The organism is Microcystis sp. M53602_WE12, assembly GCF_030065455.1.
Lineage (GTDB): Bacteria > Cyanobacteriota > Cyanobacteriia > Cyanobacteriales > Microcystaceae > Microcystis > Microcystis aeruginosa.
Map to the genome: position 1 here is coordinate 1 of NZ_JASJFB010000116.1, position 18,420 is coordinate 18,420.

General features: G+C 41.8%; 17 protein-coding genes and 1 pseudogene. 5 read left to right on the forward strand and 13 right to left on the reverse strand.

Annotated elements, in window-relative coordinates; genetic code table 11:
• Positions 1-30 precede the first annotated feature (30 nt).
• Positions 31-165, forward strand: coding sequence for a hypothetical protein (locus PX482_RS04600; protein WP_288093608.1), 135 nt, complete (start codon positions 31-33; stop codon positions 163-165).
• On the opposite strand, the gene PX482_RS04605 is transcribed toward PX482_RS04600, so the two are convergent.
• Together PX482_RS04605 and PX482_RS04610 are read right to left on the reverse strand one after the other, a co-directional pair.
• Positions 100-1,989 (reverse strand): AAA-like domain-containing protein, encoded by a 1,890-nt coding sequence (locus tag PX482_RS04605; protein ID WP_288093604.1) that lies wholly within the window; start codon positions 1,987-1,989, stop codon positions 100-102. The genes PX482_RS04600 and PX482_RS04605 overlap by 66 nt on opposite strands.
• Positions 1,990-2,165: 176 nt before the next feature.
• Positions 2,166-2,675 (reverse strand): annotated as a pseudogene (locus PX482_RS04610) (AAA-like domain-containing protein); the annotation flags it as partial.
• A gap of 79 nt (positions 2,676-2,754) precedes the next feature.
• Between PX482_RS04610 and PX482_RS04615 the strand changes: the two are divergent.
• Positions 2,755-2,883, forward strand: a complete 129-nt coding sequence (locus PX482_RS04615; protein ID WP_288026535.1) for a hypothetical protein — start codon at positions 2,755-2,757, stop codon at positions 2,881-2,883.
• Positions 2,884-3,378: 495 nt separating this feature from the next.
• Here the strand turns inward: PX482_RS04615 and PX482_RS04620 are convergent, their stop codons facing one another.
• Entirely contained in the window at positions 3,379-3,912 is a 534-nt protein-coding gene (locus PX482_RS04620; RefSeq protein ID WP_002760175.1) for a DUF2062 domain-containing protein, read from the reverse strand.
• A 53-nt stretch (positions 3,913-3,965) separates the two neighbouring features.
• Here PX482_RS04620 and mnmE point away from each other — a divergent pair, with 53 nt between their 5' ends.
• Complete coding sequence (mnmE, locus tag PX482_RS04625; RefSeq protein ID WP_002760173.1) at positions 3,966-5,339, forward strand: tRNA uridine-5-carboxymethylaminomethyl(34) synthesis GTPase MnmE; 1,374 nt, start codon at positions 3,966-3,968, stop codon at positions 5,337-5,339.
• 84 nt (positions 5,340-5,423) lie between these two features.
• Here the strand turns inward: mnmE and PX482_RS04630 are convergent, their stop codons facing one another.
• From PX482_RS04630 to tnpB, 4 genes are all read right to left on the reverse strand, one after another.
• Positions 5,424-5,720 (reverse strand): hypothetical protein, encoded by a 297-nt coding sequence (locus PX482_RS04630; RefSeq protein WP_002760171.1) that lies wholly within the window; start codon positions 5,718-5,720, stop codon positions 5,424-5,426.
• Positions 5,721-5,832: 112 nt separating this feature from the next.
• Positions 5,833-6,141 carry a DUF4164 family protein gene (locus PX482_RS04635; RefSeq protein ID WP_002760170.1) on the reverse strand — a complete coding sequence of 103 codons (309 nt, stop codon included), beginning with the start codon at positions 6,139-6,141 and terminating at the stop codon, positions 5,833-5,835.
• Positions 6,142-6,254: 113 nt separating this feature from the next.
• Complete coding sequence (locus PX482_RS04640; protein ID WP_002760168.1) at positions 6,255-6,530, reverse strand: hypothetical protein; 276 nt, start codon at positions 6,528-6,530, stop codon at positions 6,255-6,257.
• 360 nt (positions 6,531-6,890) lie between these two features.
• The gene (gene tnpB, locus PX482_RS04645; RefSeq protein WP_002760167.1) at positions 6,891-8,072 is read right to left on the reverse strand and encodes an IS200/IS605 family element RNA-guided endonuclease TnpB; all 1,182 of its coding nucleotides are present in this window, start codon (positions 8,070-8,072) and stop codon (positions 6,891-6,893) included.
• Between the two features lie 168 nt (positions 8,073-8,240).
• On the opposite strand from tnpB, the gene alr reads away from it, so the two are divergent.
• On the forward strand, positions 8,241-9,437 hold the full coding sequence (gene alr, locus PX482_RS04650) for an alanine racemase (protein WP_002760163.1): 1,197 nt from the start codon (positions 8,241-8,243) through the stop codon (positions 9,435-9,437).
• A gap of 434 nt (positions 9,438-9,871) precedes the next feature.
• The gene (locus tag PX482_RS04655; RefSeq protein WP_288094004.1) at positions 9,872-11,176 is read left to right on the forward strand and encodes a cytochrome P450; all 1,305 of its coding nucleotides are present in this window, start codon (positions 9,872-9,874) and stop codon (positions 11,174-11,176) included.
• A gap of 122 nt (positions 11,177-11,298) precedes the next feature.
• On the opposite strand, the gene PX482_RS04660 is transcribed toward PX482_RS04655, so the two are convergent.
• The 6 genes from PX482_RS04660 to PX482_RS04685 all read right to left on the reverse strand — a co-directional run bounded on the left by PX482_RS04660 (position 11,299) and on the right by PX482_RS04685 (position 18,305).
• Complete coding sequence (locus PX482_RS04660; RefSeq protein ID WP_002760159.1) at positions 11,299-13,290, reverse strand: ABC1 kinase family protein; 1,992 nt, start codon at positions 13,288-13,290, stop codon at positions 11,299-11,301.
• A 121-nt stretch (positions 13,291-13,411) separates the two neighbouring features.
• Positions 13,412-14,503, reverse strand: coding sequence for a glycosyltransferase family protein (locus tag PX482_RS04665; protein ID WP_288122132.1), 1,092 nt, complete (start codon positions 14,501-14,503; stop codon positions 13,412-13,414).
• A gap of 74 nt (positions 14,504-14,577) precedes the next feature.
• Positions 14,578-15,267, reverse strand: a complete 690-nt coding sequence (locus PX482_RS04670) for a retron system putative HNH endonuclease (RefSeq protein WP_002760150.1) — start codon at positions 15,265-15,267, stop codon at positions 14,578-14,580.
• The gene (locus tag PX482_RS04675) at positions 15,264-16,688 is read right to left on the reverse strand and encodes an AAA family ATPase (RefSeq protein WP_223213012.1); all 1,425 of its coding nucleotides are present in this window, start codon (positions 16,686-16,688) and stop codon (positions 15,264-15,266) included. Before PX482_RS04675 ends, PX482_RS04670 begins: the two co-directional genes overlap by 4 nt.
• Before the next feature lie 70 nt (positions 16,689-16,758).
• Entirely contained in the window at positions 16,759-17,832 is a 1,074-nt protein-coding gene (gene bchI / locus PX482_RS04680; RefSeq protein WP_002760148.1) for a magnesium chelatase ATPase subunit I, read from the reverse strand.
• An 83-nt stretch (positions 17,833-17,915) separates the two neighbouring features.
• Positions 17,916-18,305, reverse strand: a complete 390-nt coding sequence (locus tag PX482_RS04685) for a hypothetical protein (protein WP_002760147.1) — start codon at positions 18,303-18,305, stop codon at positions 17,916-17,918.
• Positions 18,306-18,420: the final 115 nt, after the last annotated feature.

Sequence of the window (18,420 nt, forward strand, 5' to 3'; positions counted from 1 at the left end):
ACCCTTATAGAGAAAGGCATTTAGCGATTTTTGTCAATTGTTTTTGCTCTAGAGCGAACTAATCAATTAAGTCTCTTGCCAGATAAGGATTTAGTCGATTTATGCCCCCCTATCGAACCATACCAAGTAACGAAGAACCCAAAAAGTAAATCCAAGAAAGCCTAATAGTGCCAAGAAAGATAATATTTTAGTTAAACCAGCAGGAGAATTCTCCACCTCAACTAATTTTTCTAATTCTTGTTTAACCCATTTAACATTAAATACCTCTTGATAAATTCGATTGGTCACTTCTAGATAATAATCATTCTTAATCACTAATTCTGCTTGCTGAAGTGCCAATTTTTCCGTTTTGTTATCAGCAAAGACTCCCCCCTGCTGCAAAATTTCTTGATAGATTTCTAATGTTGACCTAACATTTTTATCAGGAGTTAAGAGACTGTTTTGTATTTTCCAGAGATGGGCTGCCGCTTTATTTTGTAACCAATTTTCTACAATATTTTTCTGAATCAATTGTTCAATTTTTGGTTTTTCTTCTCCTTTCCGCAACTCATTTTTATTGTCGATTAGCAAACCGATAACTATTTCCGTTAACTCCAAGTTACCACCCGTCCAAGCTAGAATTTCCTCAATTAAAGCTGCTCTTTGATTCTCCTCAAATTTGGGCGTTAATTGTTTTTCAGCCAGTTGATATGCTTCCCCTTGACGTGCTATCTGTGCTTTTCGTTTGGCTGCGATTTCACTTAACTCTAAAAAACGCTTTTCTGACTCATTAAGGTCTTGATTTTTACTCCAAGTTAAAGCTTCTGCTAAATCTTGATCATAAAGAAGTTTAGTGTCATCTTCCCCTGAATTTAACCAAACTTCGTACTTTTCAATGTATGGAGGGATTTTATTTAATTCCGTTGTCACCCAAGTTTCATTAAAAACATTTCTATAAATCTTATTATAAACTTTTAACTTTTGTCGGTCTTCAACTACCAATCCCGTTAAGCGTAATTCTATTTGATCAAGACTACCATCATCGGTAATTTCACCATTTCTTAAAATTTCTAGGTAAAGCTTCAGCATTCTTCTACCCGTGACACGCTTATTTAATAAACGATTCCGAATAGTTTTTAGGTGTTCTGGACTATCTTGAGATACCCAGTTACTAATTACTTGCGACTGGATAAAATCGCCGACAGTAATCGGGTTTGCTGGGGATTCCTTGCCAAATTCAGGGCGAGATGTGGAGATTAAACGACAAATTTTTTGAGTTAAAAACGGTTGTCCACCTGTCCATTCTATAACCTCCTCTAAAACCCGTTCTGGTGCGATAACTTTGTCCTGCAATCCCTCGGCAAGTTTTCTGGCATCCCTTTTAGTAAATCCAGATAATCGAATATCTTGACCAATATTAAAAGGACTACGATTATTATCTAGAATAAAGTTAGAAACTGCCGCTACCCCCAACATACAAAAGGTTAGACGTTGGTAATCCCTATTATGGGGACGGTTTTCATGACAGCTACGCAGCCAAGCAAAGAAATCATCTGTGGAAAAATTTAAACTCAGAACGCTATCAATTTCATCGAAACAGATAACAATAGGTTGGTATATCTCCTTTAAGAGAATTTCATCAACAAATTGATCAAGACGATTAATAGCTGATTTATAGGCTCGTTCATCCCACCAAGTTTGCTCTTTTCCCCGAATAGAAAGATTGAAGCGTTTAACCAGTTGCTCAAATAATACTCGATACCAAATATCTTCGGAGATGTTTTTTCCTATACCACTCAAATCAATGGTAGCACAATCAATATTATCCTCTTGCAGTCGTTTTTGTGTCTGTACCCACAAACTTGATTTTCCCATTTGACGGGAATTTAACACATAGCAATACTGTCCATTTTTTAGATAGTTATAAAATATATCATCTGCTTCCCGCTTGATATAACTAGGTGCATCTAGGGGAACGCTGCCTCCAACATGATAAAAATTGGTCGCCATAGCATTAAAATTAGCAATTTGTCTGATTGGTTAAGTTCGATGAATAATTTAATCAAAGGTTATCTGTGCCTAAGCTAGTCCGCATTTAAAGTTCTGGGTTCGATGAGGGAACGGGGAACAGGTGAAAACGAATATTAGATTTAGATGTACAACAGTTTAACTCAATATATTGGATTTTAGGAGGATAGGCGATACCTAAAATAGTCGCTGTATAGTGGATAACGGGGTTGAACAGCATTCTGCACAAAGGTTACTAATCCTAAACTATGAAGTTGCCAATTAATTGTTGCACCTAAATCAACGGGAGAAGAGGACTCTACAACCTTTTTCATTCCTGCTGCTAGGTTTGGATGTTCTTGTAAGTTTAGCAAATGTCCTCGCAAATGATCCCCATAAATTCCCTCTTCCGTGGCTGCTGTCTCTAAAAAATCTGCTAAAGACAGTTGTTTTTGGCTAATCCCATAAATCGCCTTTTGGATTAAATAGGGATGTCCCCCGACAAGATTAATTATTTTTTGCAGTTCATCTTTTCCCAAGTTAGCCTGATATTTATTGGCTAGAGTCAAGACCTGTTCTAGAGTAAAATCAGGTAACAGGATTTCTGTTCCTACATTTAAAGGAGATTTATTCAGGTCAGCAGGAACATAATTTTCTGTGGAATAGGTGATAATTAAGTGTAACTTTTGCGGCTCTTCGGTTTGTGTTATGCAATGGAGGGGGGTTATAAGGGATGGAACCCTTATATAGAAAGGCATTTAGCGATTTTTGTCAATTGTTTTTTATCTAGAGCGAACTAATCAATTAAGTCTCTTGCCAGATAAGGATTTAGTCGATTTATGCCCCCCTATCGAACCATACCAAGTAACGAAGAACCGAAAAAATTATCATGATTGATGTTGTGGGACATCGACGACAAATTTATGATTAACATTTATAGCAAGCAAATTTTAGGAAAAGTATGCCGAAGCAGAACTCCTCTATTTACAATCATTAGCAATTGCTTAGAAAGCTTTAGGGGAGAATCCTCCTACTACTGTTAAGATTCGGGAAAACTTACAAAGGCTGCGACAACAGCAACATCCATCGTCTTAACTGTGATTGATGTGATTATGGGATGGACTATGATTGATTATTGATGAAGACTTGCTGAATACAACACAATCATAGTATTCATTCAATCATTCAAATCACAGTTTAGACTTATTATGGGATTATGGGATGGACTATGATTGATCATTGATGAAGGTTTGCTGAATACAACACAATCATAGTATTCATTCAATCATTCAAATCACAGTTTAGACTTATTATGGGATTACCGTAGGTGCTTCTCATCCATGCCCCTTAGATTACCAGATTTCGTCCCCCCCCCTGAACGGTGACAATTTATCAGCGTTTTCTCCCTGTTTGTCGCCGGTGATACCGTTGATGAACTAGGCGATAGCTAACAAAATAGGTTATAGTAGCAAATACCGTCGCTGATAGTAAGCAACCAAAAAACAGGGTCAAAAGAAATTGGCCGCCAGAACTAGCTAACTTTTCGGTGAAGCTTTGATTAGTTTGAAAAATGTCGCCCAGATTCGATCGCCCGCTTTGACCAAGAATAAACTCTCCTAATTTATAATTAAACAGGAAAATTGGCAGATCGGTCAAGGGATTGCTGATATAAGTACCGGCAGCAGCCGCGATCTTGTTGGCGCGAAATAGGGTGGCTAAAAAGATAGCGACGATGATTTGAAGGCCCATCCACGGGAAAAATCCCGAAAAAACTCCCAAGGCAAAACCCCTGGCAATTTCCCTAGGATGTCCTTGTAATCGCATTAAGCGAATATACCAATAGCGCAAAAATCGCAGTAAGCGATTACTCGAATATTTGCGGCTTTTTCTCGCTTTTAATGACCGTGAGCGCATATTTTCGGGCATAAATGCTGACAAAATTGATACCGACTTCAATTTTAGCAAGGGGTGATTAAGAGATGTTAAACACAGGGGATACGATCGCCGCCATCGCTACGGCGATCGTTCCGGAACAGGGTAGTATCGGTATTGTCCGTTTATCTGGTAGTCAGGCAGTGGCGATCGCTCGTCGGCTTTTCCATAGCCCCAATCGTCAAAAATGGCAAAGTCATCGTATTCTCTACGGTTATATCCGGCATCCCCAAAGTCAAGCAATTATCGATGAAGCTTTACTGTTGCTCATGTTGGCTCCCCGCTCTTTCACCCGCGAGGATGTGGTGGAATTTCACTGTCATGGCGGCATTATGCCCGTACAACAGGTGTTACAGTTATGTCTAGAAAATGGGGCGCGTTTGGCACAAGCGGGGGAATTTAGCCTCCGTGCCTTTCTCAACGGCAGAATTGACCTAACTCAAGCCGAAAGCGTCGTCGATCTCGTTGGGGCGCGTTCTCCCCAAGCGGCACAATTTGCCCTCGCTGGTTTACAGGGGAAACTCGCTCAACCGATCCGCCATTTGCGCGCCACCTGTCTCGATATTTTGGCCGAAATTGAGGCCCGTATTGACTTTGAAGAAGATTTACCGCCCTTGGATTGCGAGGCGATTCTCAATAGCATAGAACAGGTTTTTTGTCAAGTAAATTTAATTTTGGCCACCGCCGAGCGCGGGGAATTGCTGCGTAGTGGTCTGAAAGTGGCGATCGTGGGGCGGCCGAATGTGGGTAAATCCAGTTTGTTAAATGCTTGGAGTCGGAGCGATCGAGCGATTGTCACCGATTTACCCGGCACTACCCGCGATATTGTCGAATCTCAGCTAGTTGTGGCGGGAATCCCCGTACAAGTCCTCGATACGGCAGGAATTCGCTCGGCCAGCGATCGAGTCGAACAAATTGGGGTGGAACGTTCCCGTCAAACGGCCCGGTCTGCTGATTTAGTTCTCTTAACCGTCTCCGCAGAGTCAGGATGGACCCGGGAAGACGAGGAAATTTATCGCTCTGTCAGCGATCGCCGATTAATTTTAGTGATTAATAAAATTGATTTAGCTCATCCCGAAACGGTAATTTACCCAGCAGAAATTGAGCGAGTTGTCAAGCTGTCGGCCGCCCAAAATCAGGGTATTGAAGACTTAGAAAAAACTATTATTAATGCTGTCCAAAATCAAGAACTACAGGCGGCTAATTTGGATTTAGCCATTAATCAACGACAAGCGGCCGCTTTAACTAGGGCGAAAATTGCTTTGCAACAGGTCAAAAAAACAATTGACCAAAATTTACCTTTTGATTTTTGGTCGATCGATCTGCGTACTGCCATTCAATCCTTAGGAGAAATTACCGGCGAAGAAGTGACTGAATCGGTACTTGATCGCATTTTTAGCCGTTTTTGTATTGGTAAATAAGCAATGAGGAAATCCAGTCAAACAGAAACAAGGTTTTATCCTTTTGGGTTCGGTTAACTGTAGTCTTGTTAAGGATTAGAGAGATCAGATATTATTGGAAAAAAATACTTTCCACCCAGCCGTAATAATGGCACTTCCCAAAAGGATAATCAATGTCCAGACCTGATTTTTTTGGGTTCCCTCTACCGATATTAGCCGATTGTCGATGCCTTCGATTTTCCCGTCTAACACTTTAATATCCCCTTTGAGATCAGCTATTCCTATTTCTACTTTTGTCAAGCGTTCATCAATCTTATCGAATTTTTGACTAACTTCCTTGATACTGTCTTTAATTTCTTTAAGGACGACATCCAGGGAATAAGTGACAGTTTCGTTAGACATTGGCTAAACTCCTATACTGCATCTGGTTGGATATAATTTTATCTTAGTCTAGGCTTTAAGAAAATTTTCTTTCAGGAGCGATTAACTGTAGTCTTGTTGAGAATTAGAGAACTCAGATATTACTGGAAAAAAATACTTTCCAAGCAGCCGTAATAATGGCACTTCCCAAAAGGATAATCAATGTCCAGACCTGATTTTTTTGGGTTCCCTCTACCGATATTAGCCGATTGTCGATGCCTTCGATTTTCTCGTCTAACACTTTAATATCACCTTTGAGATCAGTTACTCCTATTTCTAGTTTGGTTAACCGATCTTCTACCTTGTCAAATCTTTCGTTAACCCGCTTCTCAAGCGAGTCGATCTTTCCCTCAATCCTTGTGAGGACAGCTTCTAGGGAATAAGTAACAGTTTCGTTAGACATTTGGTAAACTCCTATACTGCATCCGGTTGGATATAATTTTATCTTAAGTCTAGGCTTTAAGAAAATTTTCTTTCAGGAGCGGTTAACTGTAGTCTTGTTGAGAATTAGAAAGATCAGATATTACTGGAAAAAAATACTTTCCATCCGGCCGTAAAAATGGCACTCCCCAAAAGGATAATTAATGTCCAGACCTGATTTTTTTGGGTTCCTTCCACTGATTTTAGCCGATTGTCGATGCCTTCGATTTTCTCGTCTAACACTTTAATATCCCCTTTGAGATCGGTTAATCCTATTTCTACTTTTGTCAAGCGCTCATCAATCTTATCGATCTTTCCCTCAATCCTTGTGAGGACAGCTTCTAGGGAATAAGTAACAGTTTCGTTAGACATTGGCTAAACTCCTATACTGCATCCGGTTGGATATAATTTTATCTTAGTCTAGGCTTTTTGGCATTCCTTACCCCACAGTTAACTTCACTTCTGTCCAACCACTGAGATAGTGTTAGGTGAAAACTTCCCTACTTTCTTGTCACTCGATCGAATCTAAAACCTAATTGGTTAAGCTAAAAGCTTTTAGGTACTTAGTTTCGAGCCTTTATAACCCTAACCCCAAATTTTTTCGGGAACTTCCTAACATCCCATTCATCTTAAAGCCTAGATTCCGCTGGGAAAAAGGAGGAAATCCAGAGGAGTTTCCGGCTTCTTTCCTAGCCCTCTCGGTTTTCTTTTGGTTTGACACTCCCATCGCACTCATGCGAGGGATTCTTCATTCACGGGGAGATGCCTTGCAAAAGCAGTGCCTTTACTTGGTCTTACTCTCCCTCCAGAAGCAGTAGCGGTATGCCCTACCGCCAAAATTCGTAAACCTTCATCTCGAATATTCTTAGCGGCATTGATGTCTCTATCGTGGGTTTCTCCACACTTAGGACATTGCCAACTACGAATATCTAAACTCAAACTATCAACAGGATTTAAACAGTTACTACAAGTCTTAGAGCTAGGAAAGAATCTATCTACTTCTATATATATTTTTCCTTCCCATTCAGCCTTGTATTTTAACATAGTACAGAATTGACCCCAACCAGCATCACTAATTGATTTTGCTAGTTTAGGGTTTTTGACCAGGTTTCTGACTGCCAGATTTTCTACCACTATGACTTGGTTTTTGTCAACTAATTTACGACTTAGTTTGTGCAGAAAATCTTCACGACAACGAACGATTTTAGAGTGAACTTTAGCAACTTTAACTCTAGCTTTATTTCGATTCTTAGAGCCTTTTTGCTGGCGGCTTAGTTTCTTTTGTCTCCTCGCTAATCTTTGTTCGTACTTACGATAGTATTGAGGATTCCCGTGTTTAGTCCCATCTGATGTAATAGCAAAATGGGTTAGTCCAACGTCTATCCCGACAGCTTTTCCTTCTGATGATTTTTGGGGTAAATCCTGACCATCATCATAGAGACAAGATGCGAAATATTCTCCTGATGGATTAACTGAAACCGTAACAGACTTTAAGTTTCCCTCTGGTTGCCGTGAAACTTGGCAAGAGACTTCACCAATTTTAGGCAATACCAGAACATCATCTTTTAACTTACAGTGTTGAGGAAATCTAATCGACTGCCTATTTTGCTTTTTCTTGAAGTTAGGATATTTAGCTCTACCTTCAAAAAAGTTAAGGAAAGCACTAGAAAGATTTAAAGCAGCTTGTTGTAATACCTGCGATGGTACTTCGCTTAACCACTCATGCTCTTTTTTTAAGGAAGGCAGCAGCTTAATTATTTCGTCTCTGCTTAATCCTTTTCCAGTTTGCTTGTAAGTTTCGGATGTTAAGTTTAGAGCGTAATTGTAAAACCATCTAGCACAGCCAAACGACTTGGCAAGCAAAACTGATTGCTCACTGGTCGGATAGATTCTGTACTTAAACGCTTTTAATATCTTGTTTACCCAACTAAATTTACTATGGTAAGCTATGCAAGGCTAAACTGTCAAGGATTTAATCGTGCTTTGCTGTTTTATATTGGTCGGGGTTTCATCCTGTCAGTACGAGGGTCTTCACCCCGACATCTGTGATAAATTGGGTTATGTGTGCAAAGGAGTGAGCGAGTGGTGTTTAGCATCGAACCAAAAATTATCAATCCGCCCAAAAACCGTCATGATTATCAATTGTCGGAAGCAATTCGCTATCGTGCTTGGGTAGAGATTGATCGCTCGGCCTTACAACAAAACGTGCGAAAAGTCAAGGCCTTATTAGCCCCAAAAACGGAATTAATGGCGGTAATTAAAGCCGATGCTTACGGACACGGGGCAGTTAAGGTGGCTAACAGCGTTTTAGAAGCCGGAGCGCAGTCTTTAGCCATCGCGACTATCGGTGAAGGTATCGAACTACGGGAAGCGGGAATCGTTGCCCCAATTATGATTTTAGGGGCAGTGAACACCCTGGAAGAAGTGGCAGCCTTAGCCCATTGGCAATTGCAACCCACCCTGGTGCAAATCGAACAGGTGCAAATTTTTGCCACCGTTATGAGACGCTTAGAACAGCGGCTGCCGGTTCATATCAAACTAGATACGGGGATGTGTCGCTTAGGTACACAATGGCAAAACGGCACAAAATTCGTCGAACAGGTTTTAGAGGCTCCTAACCTAAAAATTGCCAGTATATACTCCCATTTTGCCACGGCTGACGATCCCAATCCCGAGATGATGCAGTTACAACGGCAAAGATTCCAACAAGCGATCGCCGAGTTAAGATCAAAAGGTTATCATCCTCCCTGTCTGCATTTAGCCAACTCTGCCGCTACCCTAAGCGATCGATCTCTGCACTACGATCGAGTTAGAGTCGGATTAGCTCTCTACGGTCTTTATCCCGCCGATCATCTCACCGATAAAGTCCCTTTGCAACCCGTCCTGCAAGTAAAAGCGCGCATTGCCCAAGTCAAAACCATTGCCGCCGGCTCCGGAGTGAGTTATGGTCATCAGTACATAGCGGCAAAAGATACTCGTATTGCTGTGGTCGGTATCGGTTACGCTGATGGAATTCCCCGCAATCTCTCCAATCGTTTAAAAGTATCCCTGAGAGGACGTTTAGTACCCCAAATCGGCGCAATAACCATGGATCAGTTAATGATTGACGTGAGCGAGATTCCAGAGGTAAAAACAGGGGAAATCGTCACACTTATCGGTAAAGATGGCCCACAGTGCATCACCGCCGACGATTGGGCGCGGGATTTAGGTACGATATCCTGGGAAATTCTCTGCGGTTTTAAGCATCGTTTGCCGCGAATTACTATTAGCAATGGCTAATTAGGGTTTGCGGCAAAAAGTTTTTCGGTGGGGGCGGGGTGTAGGGTGTAGGGTGTAGGGTGTAGGGTTTTAGCGATTTTCATCTGGTCAATTACCTAATTTTCAGGGAAAAAGTCCAGGAATTTTCCAACCGATCACTCCCATATCTGGTACTTTTTGGAAACCAAAAAGTCTAAAAGTCTTACCCAACAAGGTTTTCACATTTATTGAGCAAGCCCTAATTATGGCGGTGATCTTAAAAAATGTCAATTGGCGGCAATTCTTATTGTTAACTGACTGGTGAGATCTGTAATTAATTTTGCCTAGATACTTGCCTTGGTCAAGTGCGATCGCTAATTGCCAGTCTAGATTAGGGGATGAATTCTCCGCCGCTTTAGGTTAAAATAAACAGGGTTAATCGACGGCAACTGATTAGTTTTACCCTAGAGGCAGCGATGACTATAAGCAAAGATTTACCCCTACCCCCCGGCAGTTTCGGATTACCCCTATTAGGAGAAACAATCGCTTTTTTGACCGATGGGGATTTTGCCAGCAAACGTCATCATAAATATGGTCAACTTTTCCGCACTCATATTTTTGGCAGTCCCACGATTATTTTATCCGGTGCCGAAGCTAACCGGTTTCTCCTCAGCAACGAGAATAAATACTTTGCGGCAACTTGGCCTAAAAGTACCACAACTCTCCTCGGCAGCGCATCTTTAGCGGTGCATACGGGAGATGTTCACGCTTCCCGTCGTCGCTTAATCTATCAAGCTTTTCAACCCCGGTCCCTAGCAAGTTATATCCCTACGGTAGAAACAATTACCGCTCGCTATTTAGAGCGTTGGCAAACCGCAAAAACCCTGTCATGGTATCCTGAATTAAGAAACTATACCCTCGATATCGCCTGTAAATTATTTGTCGGTCTTGACGATGGTTCTGCTACCAAATTAGGAGAAGCTTTTGATACTTGGTGTGCGGGACTATTTACCCTTCCCATTCCCCTTCCCTGGACAGCTTTCGGCAAAGCATTACGCTGTCGAGAAGAATTACTACAAGCGATCGAGACTATCATTTTAGAAAGACAAAAAAATGATGACTTAGGCCAGGATGCTCTGGCTATCCTTTTACAAGCTAAAGACGAAAACGGTGAAAGTTTATCCTTAGCGGAATTAAAGGATCAAGTGCTATTATTACTCTTTGCCGGTCATGAAACTTTAACCTCCGCTATCGCCACTTTCTGCCTACAAATGGCACTGCATCCCGATATTTTTCAGCTTGTCCTCGAGGAAATAACTAATTTTGATCTATCTACTCCTTTAAGCGTTGATACCCTCAAACAGATGACCTATTTAGATCGCGTTTTAAAAGAAGTTTTACGTTTTACTCCCCCCGTGGGAGGAGGATTCCGTCGGGTAGTAGAAGACTGTCAATTTAACGGTTATCATTTGCCGAAAGGATGGGTAGTGCAGTATCAAATCAGCAATACCCATAAAGATAATAATATTTATTCTCGTCCTGAAACCTTCGATCCCGATCGCTTTTTAGCCGAAGAAAAACCCTACGGATATATCCCCTTTGGTGCGGGATTGCGCGAATGTATCGGCAAGGAATTCGCTCGTTTAGAGATGAAAATTTTAGCCGTCCGTTTAGTAGAAAAATACGATTGGCAATTACTCCCCAATCAAGATCTCACCCTCACCGCTATCCCCACTCCCCATCCTCGCGACGGTTTACAAGTCACCTTTAAACCCCGTTAACCTGCTAGGATAAAAAAACTTTAAAAATAGTTTAGCGTTTTTCTCGTAGCCGTGAAATTTATTTCACGGCCTTTATTGTCGGAAATGCTCAGATTTTGAGCAGTCGGTGGAACTGACAGAGGTTAATCGGCAGCGGGTAAAGCTTTCGATAATTCTCCATTTTGCTGATGATTTGGTCTATCAAATTCGAGAACTAGGTAACGAATTAAACGCGCTAGGGATTTTTGTAGCAAACCTTCAGCAATTTTTTGTCCCATCTGTTGGGTTTCCGGTTTAGCGATTAGTTTCGTCATCACTGGCACCATAGCCATGGCATCGAATCCTTTTGTTTCCTGTAAAATAATAAAGATGTTGCGAAGATGCTCAAAACTCTTAGCATCACCCAACAATTCTGGGGGAGTTTCTTGCACCGCTAAACCCACCTGTTGCCGGAAATTAACCGTGAGATTAAACCAAGTGCGACGACCGAAGTTATCTAGCGCATTGACTAACTCATTCACTAATTTTTCGCGGATAAATATACCCCTATCTGAAAGGAGAAAATCTAACGCTTGTTCGGTGACTTTCTCGAAGTTAAAATCATTAGAATCTTTAGCATTACGCAAGAGATTTTCTAAACGATTCCAGCGAAAAGTACCGTCTTTAAACAATAAATCCCGCAGGGAATCTCGCAACTCCGTGGAAGGATCGGTGAGCAGACGTTTAGCAATGTAAGGATAGGCTTTACTCAGTACCTTAAAATTAGGATCGATGCCAATTGCTATTCCCTCTAAAGTCACCATCGAGCGAATAATCAGGGCATAATAGGCAGGAACTCGAAAGGGAAACTCATACATCATCGCCGACATTTTATCGGTGATACTTTTAAAGTTTAATTCTGCCACACTCGCCCCTAAAGCATTACCGAAAACTTCCGAAAAAGCGGGAACAATTGGCTCTAAATTGGTAGTTGGTGACAGGAAGTCTAACTTAACGTAATCCTTGGCCAAAGACTCAAAATCCCGGTTGACTAAATGCACCACCGCTTCGATTAAACCGTAGCGTTGATAGGGTTCAATATTGCTCATCATGCCGAAATCAAGATAAGCTAATTTACCGTCGGGAGTCGCTAATAAATTACCCGGATGGGGATCCGCATGGAAAAATCCGTGTTCAAGTAATTGACGCAAAGAACACTGCACCCCCACATTAACTAAGTGGGTGGCATCAATACCCTGGGCTTGAATTTCTTTGATATTAGTTAATTTTGTGCCGTCCACCCACTCCATGGTTAAAACCCGTCTCCCGGTATATTTCCAGTAGATTTTGGGGATGTAAATTTCGGCAATGTGACCATAAAGTTGAGCGAATTTTTCGGCGTTTTGTCCTTCGTGAAGATAATTAATTTCTTCAAAAATGCGACTGGCTAATTCGTCGGTAATTGCCACTAAATCGGAGCGAAGTCTTTTAATATTACCTTTCACCCAAGTCGCCAAACTACGCATGATATACACATCTAAAGTTATACAGCGAATCAAATCGGGACGCTGTACTTTAACGGCGACTCTCTCTCCGGTTTTTAATTTACCTTTGTAAACTTGTCCTAGGGAAGCGGCTGCTATGGGATTGGGGGATAATTCTGCGTAAATTTCCTCGGGAGAATAACCTAATTCTTCTTCGATAAAACGATAGGCAATTTCGTTAGGAAAAGAGGGGATTTGATCCTGGAGAGTGGTTAATTCTTCTAAATATAAAGGCGGTACTAAATCAGGCCGGGTAGAGAGAGCTTGACCGATTTTAATATAAGTGGGTCCCAATTTGGTCAACATTTCCCGCAATTGTACGGCCCGTCTAATTTCATTTTTCGGCGATTTTCCCCGCAGTTTATCCCACCAGATACCGATGAGAAAAGATAAAACCGGTAGGGCAATTTCGATTAATCTCCCCAAAACGTCTAGAGGTCGCCGACGGTAATAGTCGTTAATAACTTGGGGATTGTAGCGCCAACTCTCGGCTACGTTGTCATCCATGGGGCCAATATCTTCCCGATGCTCTTCGGGAATATGGACGGGCTGCACTTCAACGGTAATCGCTTCTGGGTTTTGCGTCTCTGGGGAGATCATCTGTTCGGACATAGTTCGGTGGCGGGGCAGGGTGATTTGTAAACTATTGTAACAAGTATCGGCTTTCTGCCCGATCTTGTTTCTGTCTCCCTAGTTCTCTGCTCAGGTTCGCCGTCAACTTTCCCCGGGAGGGTTATTGCCTCTCAAAGTATTCTACAATAGCTCTCGCTATCGATTCTGCACCATCTTTAGGCAGTTTAACCTTTAATCTGGGCGGTTGGGGGGCTTGGCGTAAAAAGTCCCAATTACCTTGAAAAAATTCTTTACTGCTAATAATTTGATGATAACTATAATCTTGGATTCCAGCCAATAAAATCGCTGATTCGGCGAAACCTTCTCGCATTAGGGAAACAATCGGCACCTCTAATTTTAAAGCCTCGGCAAAGGTACTATATCCTGGTTTGGAAATAATTCGATCGCACAGGGGCATAAAATCCACGGGACGATAGCTCCGATCTGGTTTATCCTGTAAGCGGACTAAATTGGGCAGTTTGGGCGCGTTTTTTTCAAAAGTGATAAATTGCCAATCGGGAAAACTGGCGAGGTTATTATAGGGAATTGCTTCTAATCCTAACCCACCAAAACTCAATAAAATAGTTTTTTCTTTGGGGGCATTTAGCTTAAATTCCTGTCGCAATTGTTCTTCACTGTAGCGGGGTGTACCTCCGGTTAAACCTGCCTCGGTAACATGGGGAAATGCTGTCATTGCTTCCGCTAAAGGCAGTTTAAACAAGCGATCGCATTGATTATAACAACGACTAATCCAATCACTAATACTGGCAAATTCTTCACCCCAATCACGATAGATAAAATCCCAGCCAAAGTTACCGATCATCCAACAAGGAAGCCCCGCACTTTTGGCAATTAGTGCCGCTAAAGGCGGTAAATCGGCCACAACTAAACCTACACGATTAGTTTTAATAAAATTAACTTCACTGGCAATAATTGACCTTGATTGAGCAATTATTTGTTCTAGTTTTTCTTTAGTAGCTAATTTATCCATCGTTAAACTATCCGATTGGATTACTCCCACATCAAACCCCCGATGTCTTTGAATATATTCTCCAGATATGTAGGAATCTAATAACCAGCGCGGAGCAGTGGTGACTAATATCGGCAAAATTTCGGGATTAAGTTCAATAATATTAGCTACCACCGAAGCACTGCGGACAGCATGGCCAAAACCATGATTAGTAACGGCAAAATAAACAACAGGACGAGACATAAATAGCAAGTAAGGTGAGAATAATAAGCGATAAATTTTGTTTTTCAGACCGTAGATAATAATTACCCTTAATTTTAGGGAGGCAAATGAGGCAGGATATAAATACTAGCAAAAGCATAATATTCCGCTCCCGATTGACAAGCTTCTTGCAGTAAAGATAAAGCCTCCGAGTCTCCTTGTTTTGCTAAACGTAATAATGCTAACAATCTTTTAATATATTGACTACGATAGTTAATTAATTCTTTTCGTCCACGCATACCATTGAGATCGAACAAATCTTCAACAATTTGACCACGTCGATCCCGACCATAAACACTGGCCAATTTTGCCATTTCATCCCAAATAAATTCAAGATGTGTATTCGGATCGGTTACTCCATCCGTGGGGTCTATTAACAGAGGATTTCCTGTGATATCATCGAGAGGAAAATTTGTGCCTTTGTGATTGGCATCATTACATTTATCACAAGAAAGCAGTAAATTCTCCCAAGTAAAAGTCAGATCAGGATACTGGCTTTTTGGATAAAAATGTTCGATCGCTCCGTAAGTTACCACTGTAATCTTACTTTCACAGTAAGCGCATTTCCCATTAAACATTTTAACTAATGCGTCTTTAACTTGCGGATGACTGTATTTATTTTGTGCTTGGTTAATTTGAGCTTTAGTTGCCTTGTTGTTTGATTTTATTGATTCTAAAGCCTCTAGCCAACGAGCGGCATTTTTAGCTAATACGGGTGGCTCTGATATTCTGGTGACAGGAATCAAGATAAACGCTCCTCTAGTAAGGCATCAATTCGGGATTCTAAACTATTAGGTTGACTAATTTCGCCAAAGGGTTTAACGTCTTGAACAAATAATGACAGTTGTTCATATTCTTGCTTTTCTTCTGCTGCCAGATTTTTATTTTTACGATTTAGTTGGTGGTAACGCTTAATTTTATTTTCTGTCTCAGTGGGAAAGGTTGATTTCAAACCAAAAGCAGAACTTGTTAAAGTACGATCAACATTAGCCGCTAATTCTTTATAAGGAATTTCTACAATCTCTGATTCACCCTCTACCAGATCGATTCGTAGGGTTAAAGAATTTGGCCCTGCACCGGCAGCGATTAAAGGACTATGAGTAGCGACAAAGAATTGAAGCTTGGGAAAAACTTCCTGTAACCATCCAGCAATTTCCCTTTGCCAAGAAGGATGTAAATGAATATCTAACTCATCGATTAAGACGACTCCAGAAGCCTCTGTGGGGTTATCTAGATTGGGGAAGGATTGTAATAATCGCCAAATTAAATCTCCGGCTAAAGCAATCATACTCCGAAAACCATCGGATAAACTAATGGTTGGAACTTTTTGACCGTTAACTAGAAACTGAATCAAGGCATCGGCAGTTACTTCAGCAATTTCTACATTACCAGGTAACAGTTTAGTAATTGCTTCTTCGCCGATTTTTTTCATTTGTTTGGATTTACTATCTTCAGGATTTTTGGCTATTCGATAATCTAAATACACCATCCATCTCTCAAAAGAACTTAAAGATGTATCCTCATTAAATTGGCTGAAAAAGTTGCTAGAGCGTTTCGGAGGTTCAAGACTAGGAATGATCACTTGACTCACTCGTGTCAAACGACGGAAAGCTCCATAACCGACGGCAAACCAACCACGACTATCGGAGGCAAAAGCATTGGCTCGCAACCAACTTAAAATTTTAGTATTTTCTTCGATTAATGCTGGTTCTGTATAGGTTTGTTTGTCCTTACTGCCTCCTAACTCTAACCTTTCCTTGCCTGTAACAAAATAGGAATAAGCAAAAGTTTTTCGAGTTTTATCCGTACCAAATTTTCCCGCATCCCCATCTTCTTGATGAAGCACTGCGGTTAATTTACCCGGTGTCTTGGGATTACATATCCAACCAGTCGGACGTGGTAATAATTCTTTGGCTGCTTCTGGTCCAGCGAGCAGTAAAGCCAAAGCCTGTAAAATCGTGCTTTTTCCTACTCCATTTTCTCCCAATAAAGTGATCCAATGATAAGGTTTAGTGCGCCAATGACGTTGATTATTGGGATTACTAATAAATTTAATCTCTTGATTCTGGAAGCATTTAATGTTTTCGAGTTTTATACTTTCAACCCACATGGACATTCCCCCAGAGAATAACAGCGATCGATAAAATTCTAGCTTATTCGGCCACATCTAGCCCTTTTTGGCCTTCATCTCTAAATCCAGTCAAAAACCCTCTCTTCGGGGAGAGGGTGAATTAGATTTAGGAATTTTCTTCTAATCCAAAGACGCGATTAAAAGCTTTCAAGACTTTATAACCAGAATCGATCGATTCTAGCGGATCTTTCCGCAAACGGTGACGTAAACAAAGAACAATTACCCGACGGATATCATCTACCGTCACAGTTGTCCGTCCTTCCAAAGCTGCCAGAGCTTTAGCGGCGCGATTGGTAACGATATCGCCGCGCAATCCATCCACGTCCAACTCGGAACAAACCTCGGAAATTTTCACCCGCAGATCATAATCAAGCTCCACAGAAGGCAAAAGATTTTGGGCCTCCACTAGCTTTCTTTGTAGTTCTTCCTGTTCTAAGTTATATTTCTCTAAAAACGAGAGGGGATTGCCATCAAATTCCGCACGCTGTTCCACGATTTTGACCCGTAGAGGTGGTTCTTTGACGGTGTGAATCTCGGCGTGCATTCCAAAGCGATCGAGCAGTTGTGGGCGCAATTCTCCCTCTTCTGGGTTGCCCGATCCCACCAAAACAAACCGGGCCGGGTGACGGATGGAAATTCCTTCCCGTTCCACCGTATTCCAACCACTAGCGGCCGAATCCAATAGCACATCGACGAGGTGATCGTCAAGTAAATTGACTTCATCCACATAGAGAATGCCGCGGTTAGCTTTGGCCAGCAACCCAGGTTCAAAAGCTTTTACCCCTTCTGACAGGGCCTTTTCGATGTCAATCGTGCCACAGACCCGATCCTCCGTCGCACCGAGGGGCAAATCTACCATAGTGACTTTTTTCTTGGCAATGGTCAACGGGATGGCCTCGTCCACCTTTTGCCGCACCTCATCGCTCATTAAATCGGGATCATTGGGGTCAGAATTAAAGGGATCGTTAGCAACTACGTCAATCTCCGGTAAAAGGTCGGCTAAAGCCCTAATTGTGGTCGATTTTCCCGTACCTCGATCCCCCATAATCATCACCCCGCCAATTTTGGGGTCGATGACGTTGAGCATTAGGGATAATTTCATTTCTTCCTGGCCGACAATAGCGGTGAAGGGAAAAACCACGCGGCGAGTTTTCGGAGGAGCTTGGGGAGTCACGGTCATAGGTGGATTCAAAAGTCAAGAGTTTTTGAGTAAAGAATTATATCTAGTGGGAATTCTAGCCGTCAGCTTTCAGCAAAGCTTTATCATTGTAAGTCTTTTTCCCTGCTTTTTAAGATCCAGCGCCAGAGGGGATGACGCGACCCTTCGGCCCGAATTTTCTGCACCCGTTGCTCTAAGCGCAGTTTTTCTCTGGGGGAAAGTCCTAAAATAATGTTGCGACTTTGCCAGACTAACACTGCTCCTGTCATGGCAACACAAAAGCCTAGACCGATAGAAGGCCAGTAATTGAAAGCTAAAGCGTATCTAAGGGCTGTCCAAGTAAAATATTGCCGCATTAAAGCTATATCATCCCATAAAACCCATAAACTCGCCGAACCAATCCCTAACCAACAACCCAACACGAATAACCAACGACCCCATACCGTCAGTCGATGTAATCTTTGGACTTGTTGCTGTAGTTCAGAATCGGCCATTTCAGTTATCAGTGAGCAGTAATTCAGTGGGGGTGTGGGGTGTGGGGTGTGGGGTGATGGGGTGATGGGGTGATGGGGTGTGGGGTGTGGGGTGTGGGGTGTGGGGTGTGGGGTG

Coding starts and splice junctions, on each gene's coding strand:
- PX482_RS04605 (WP_288093604.1), bottom strand. CDS start 1,989: ATGGCGACCAATTTTTATCATGTTGGAGGCAGCGTTCCCCTAGATGCA.
- PX482_RS04620 (WP_002760175.1), bottom strand. CDS start 3,912: ATGCCCGAAAATATGCGCTCACGGTCATTAAAAGCGAGAAAAAGCCGC.
- mnmE (WP_002760173.1), top strand. CDS start 3,966: ATGTTAAACACAGGGGATACGATCGCCGCCATCGCTACGGCGATCGTT.
- PX482_RS04630 (WP_002760171.1), bottom strand. CDS start 5,720: ATGTCTAACGAAACTGTCACTTATTCCCTGGATGTCGTCCTTAAAGAA.
- PX482_RS04635 (WP_002760170.1), bottom strand. CDS start 6,141: ATGTCTAACGAAACTGTTACTTATTCCCTAGAAGCTGTCCTCACAAGG.
- PX482_RS04640 (WP_002760168.1), bottom strand. CDS start 6,530: ATGTCTAACGAAACTGTTACTTATTCCCTAGAAGCTGTCCTCACAAGG.
- PX482_RS04655 (WP_288094004.1), top strand. CDS start 9,872: ATGACTATAAGCAAAGATTTACCCCTACCCCCCGGCAGTTTCGGATTA.
- PX482_RS04660 (WP_002760159.1), bottom strand. CDS start 13,290: ATGTCCGAACAGATGATCTCCCCAGAGACGCAAAACCCAGAAGCGATT.
- PX482_RS04665 (WP_288122132.1), bottom strand. CDS start 14,503: ATGTCTCGTCCTGTTGTTTATTTTGCCGTTACTAATCATGGTTTTGGC.
- PX482_RS04675 (WP_223213012.1), bottom strand. CDS start 16,688: ATGTGGCCGAATAAGCTAGAATTTTATCGATCGCTGTTATTCTCTGGG.
- bchI (WP_002760148.1), bottom strand. CDS start 17,832: ATGACCGTGACTCCCCAAGCTCCTCCGAAAACTCGCCGCGTGGTTTTT.
- PX482_RS04685 (WP_002760147.1), bottom strand. CDS start 18,305: ATGGCCGATTCTGAACTACAGCAACAAGTCCAAAGATTACATCGACTG.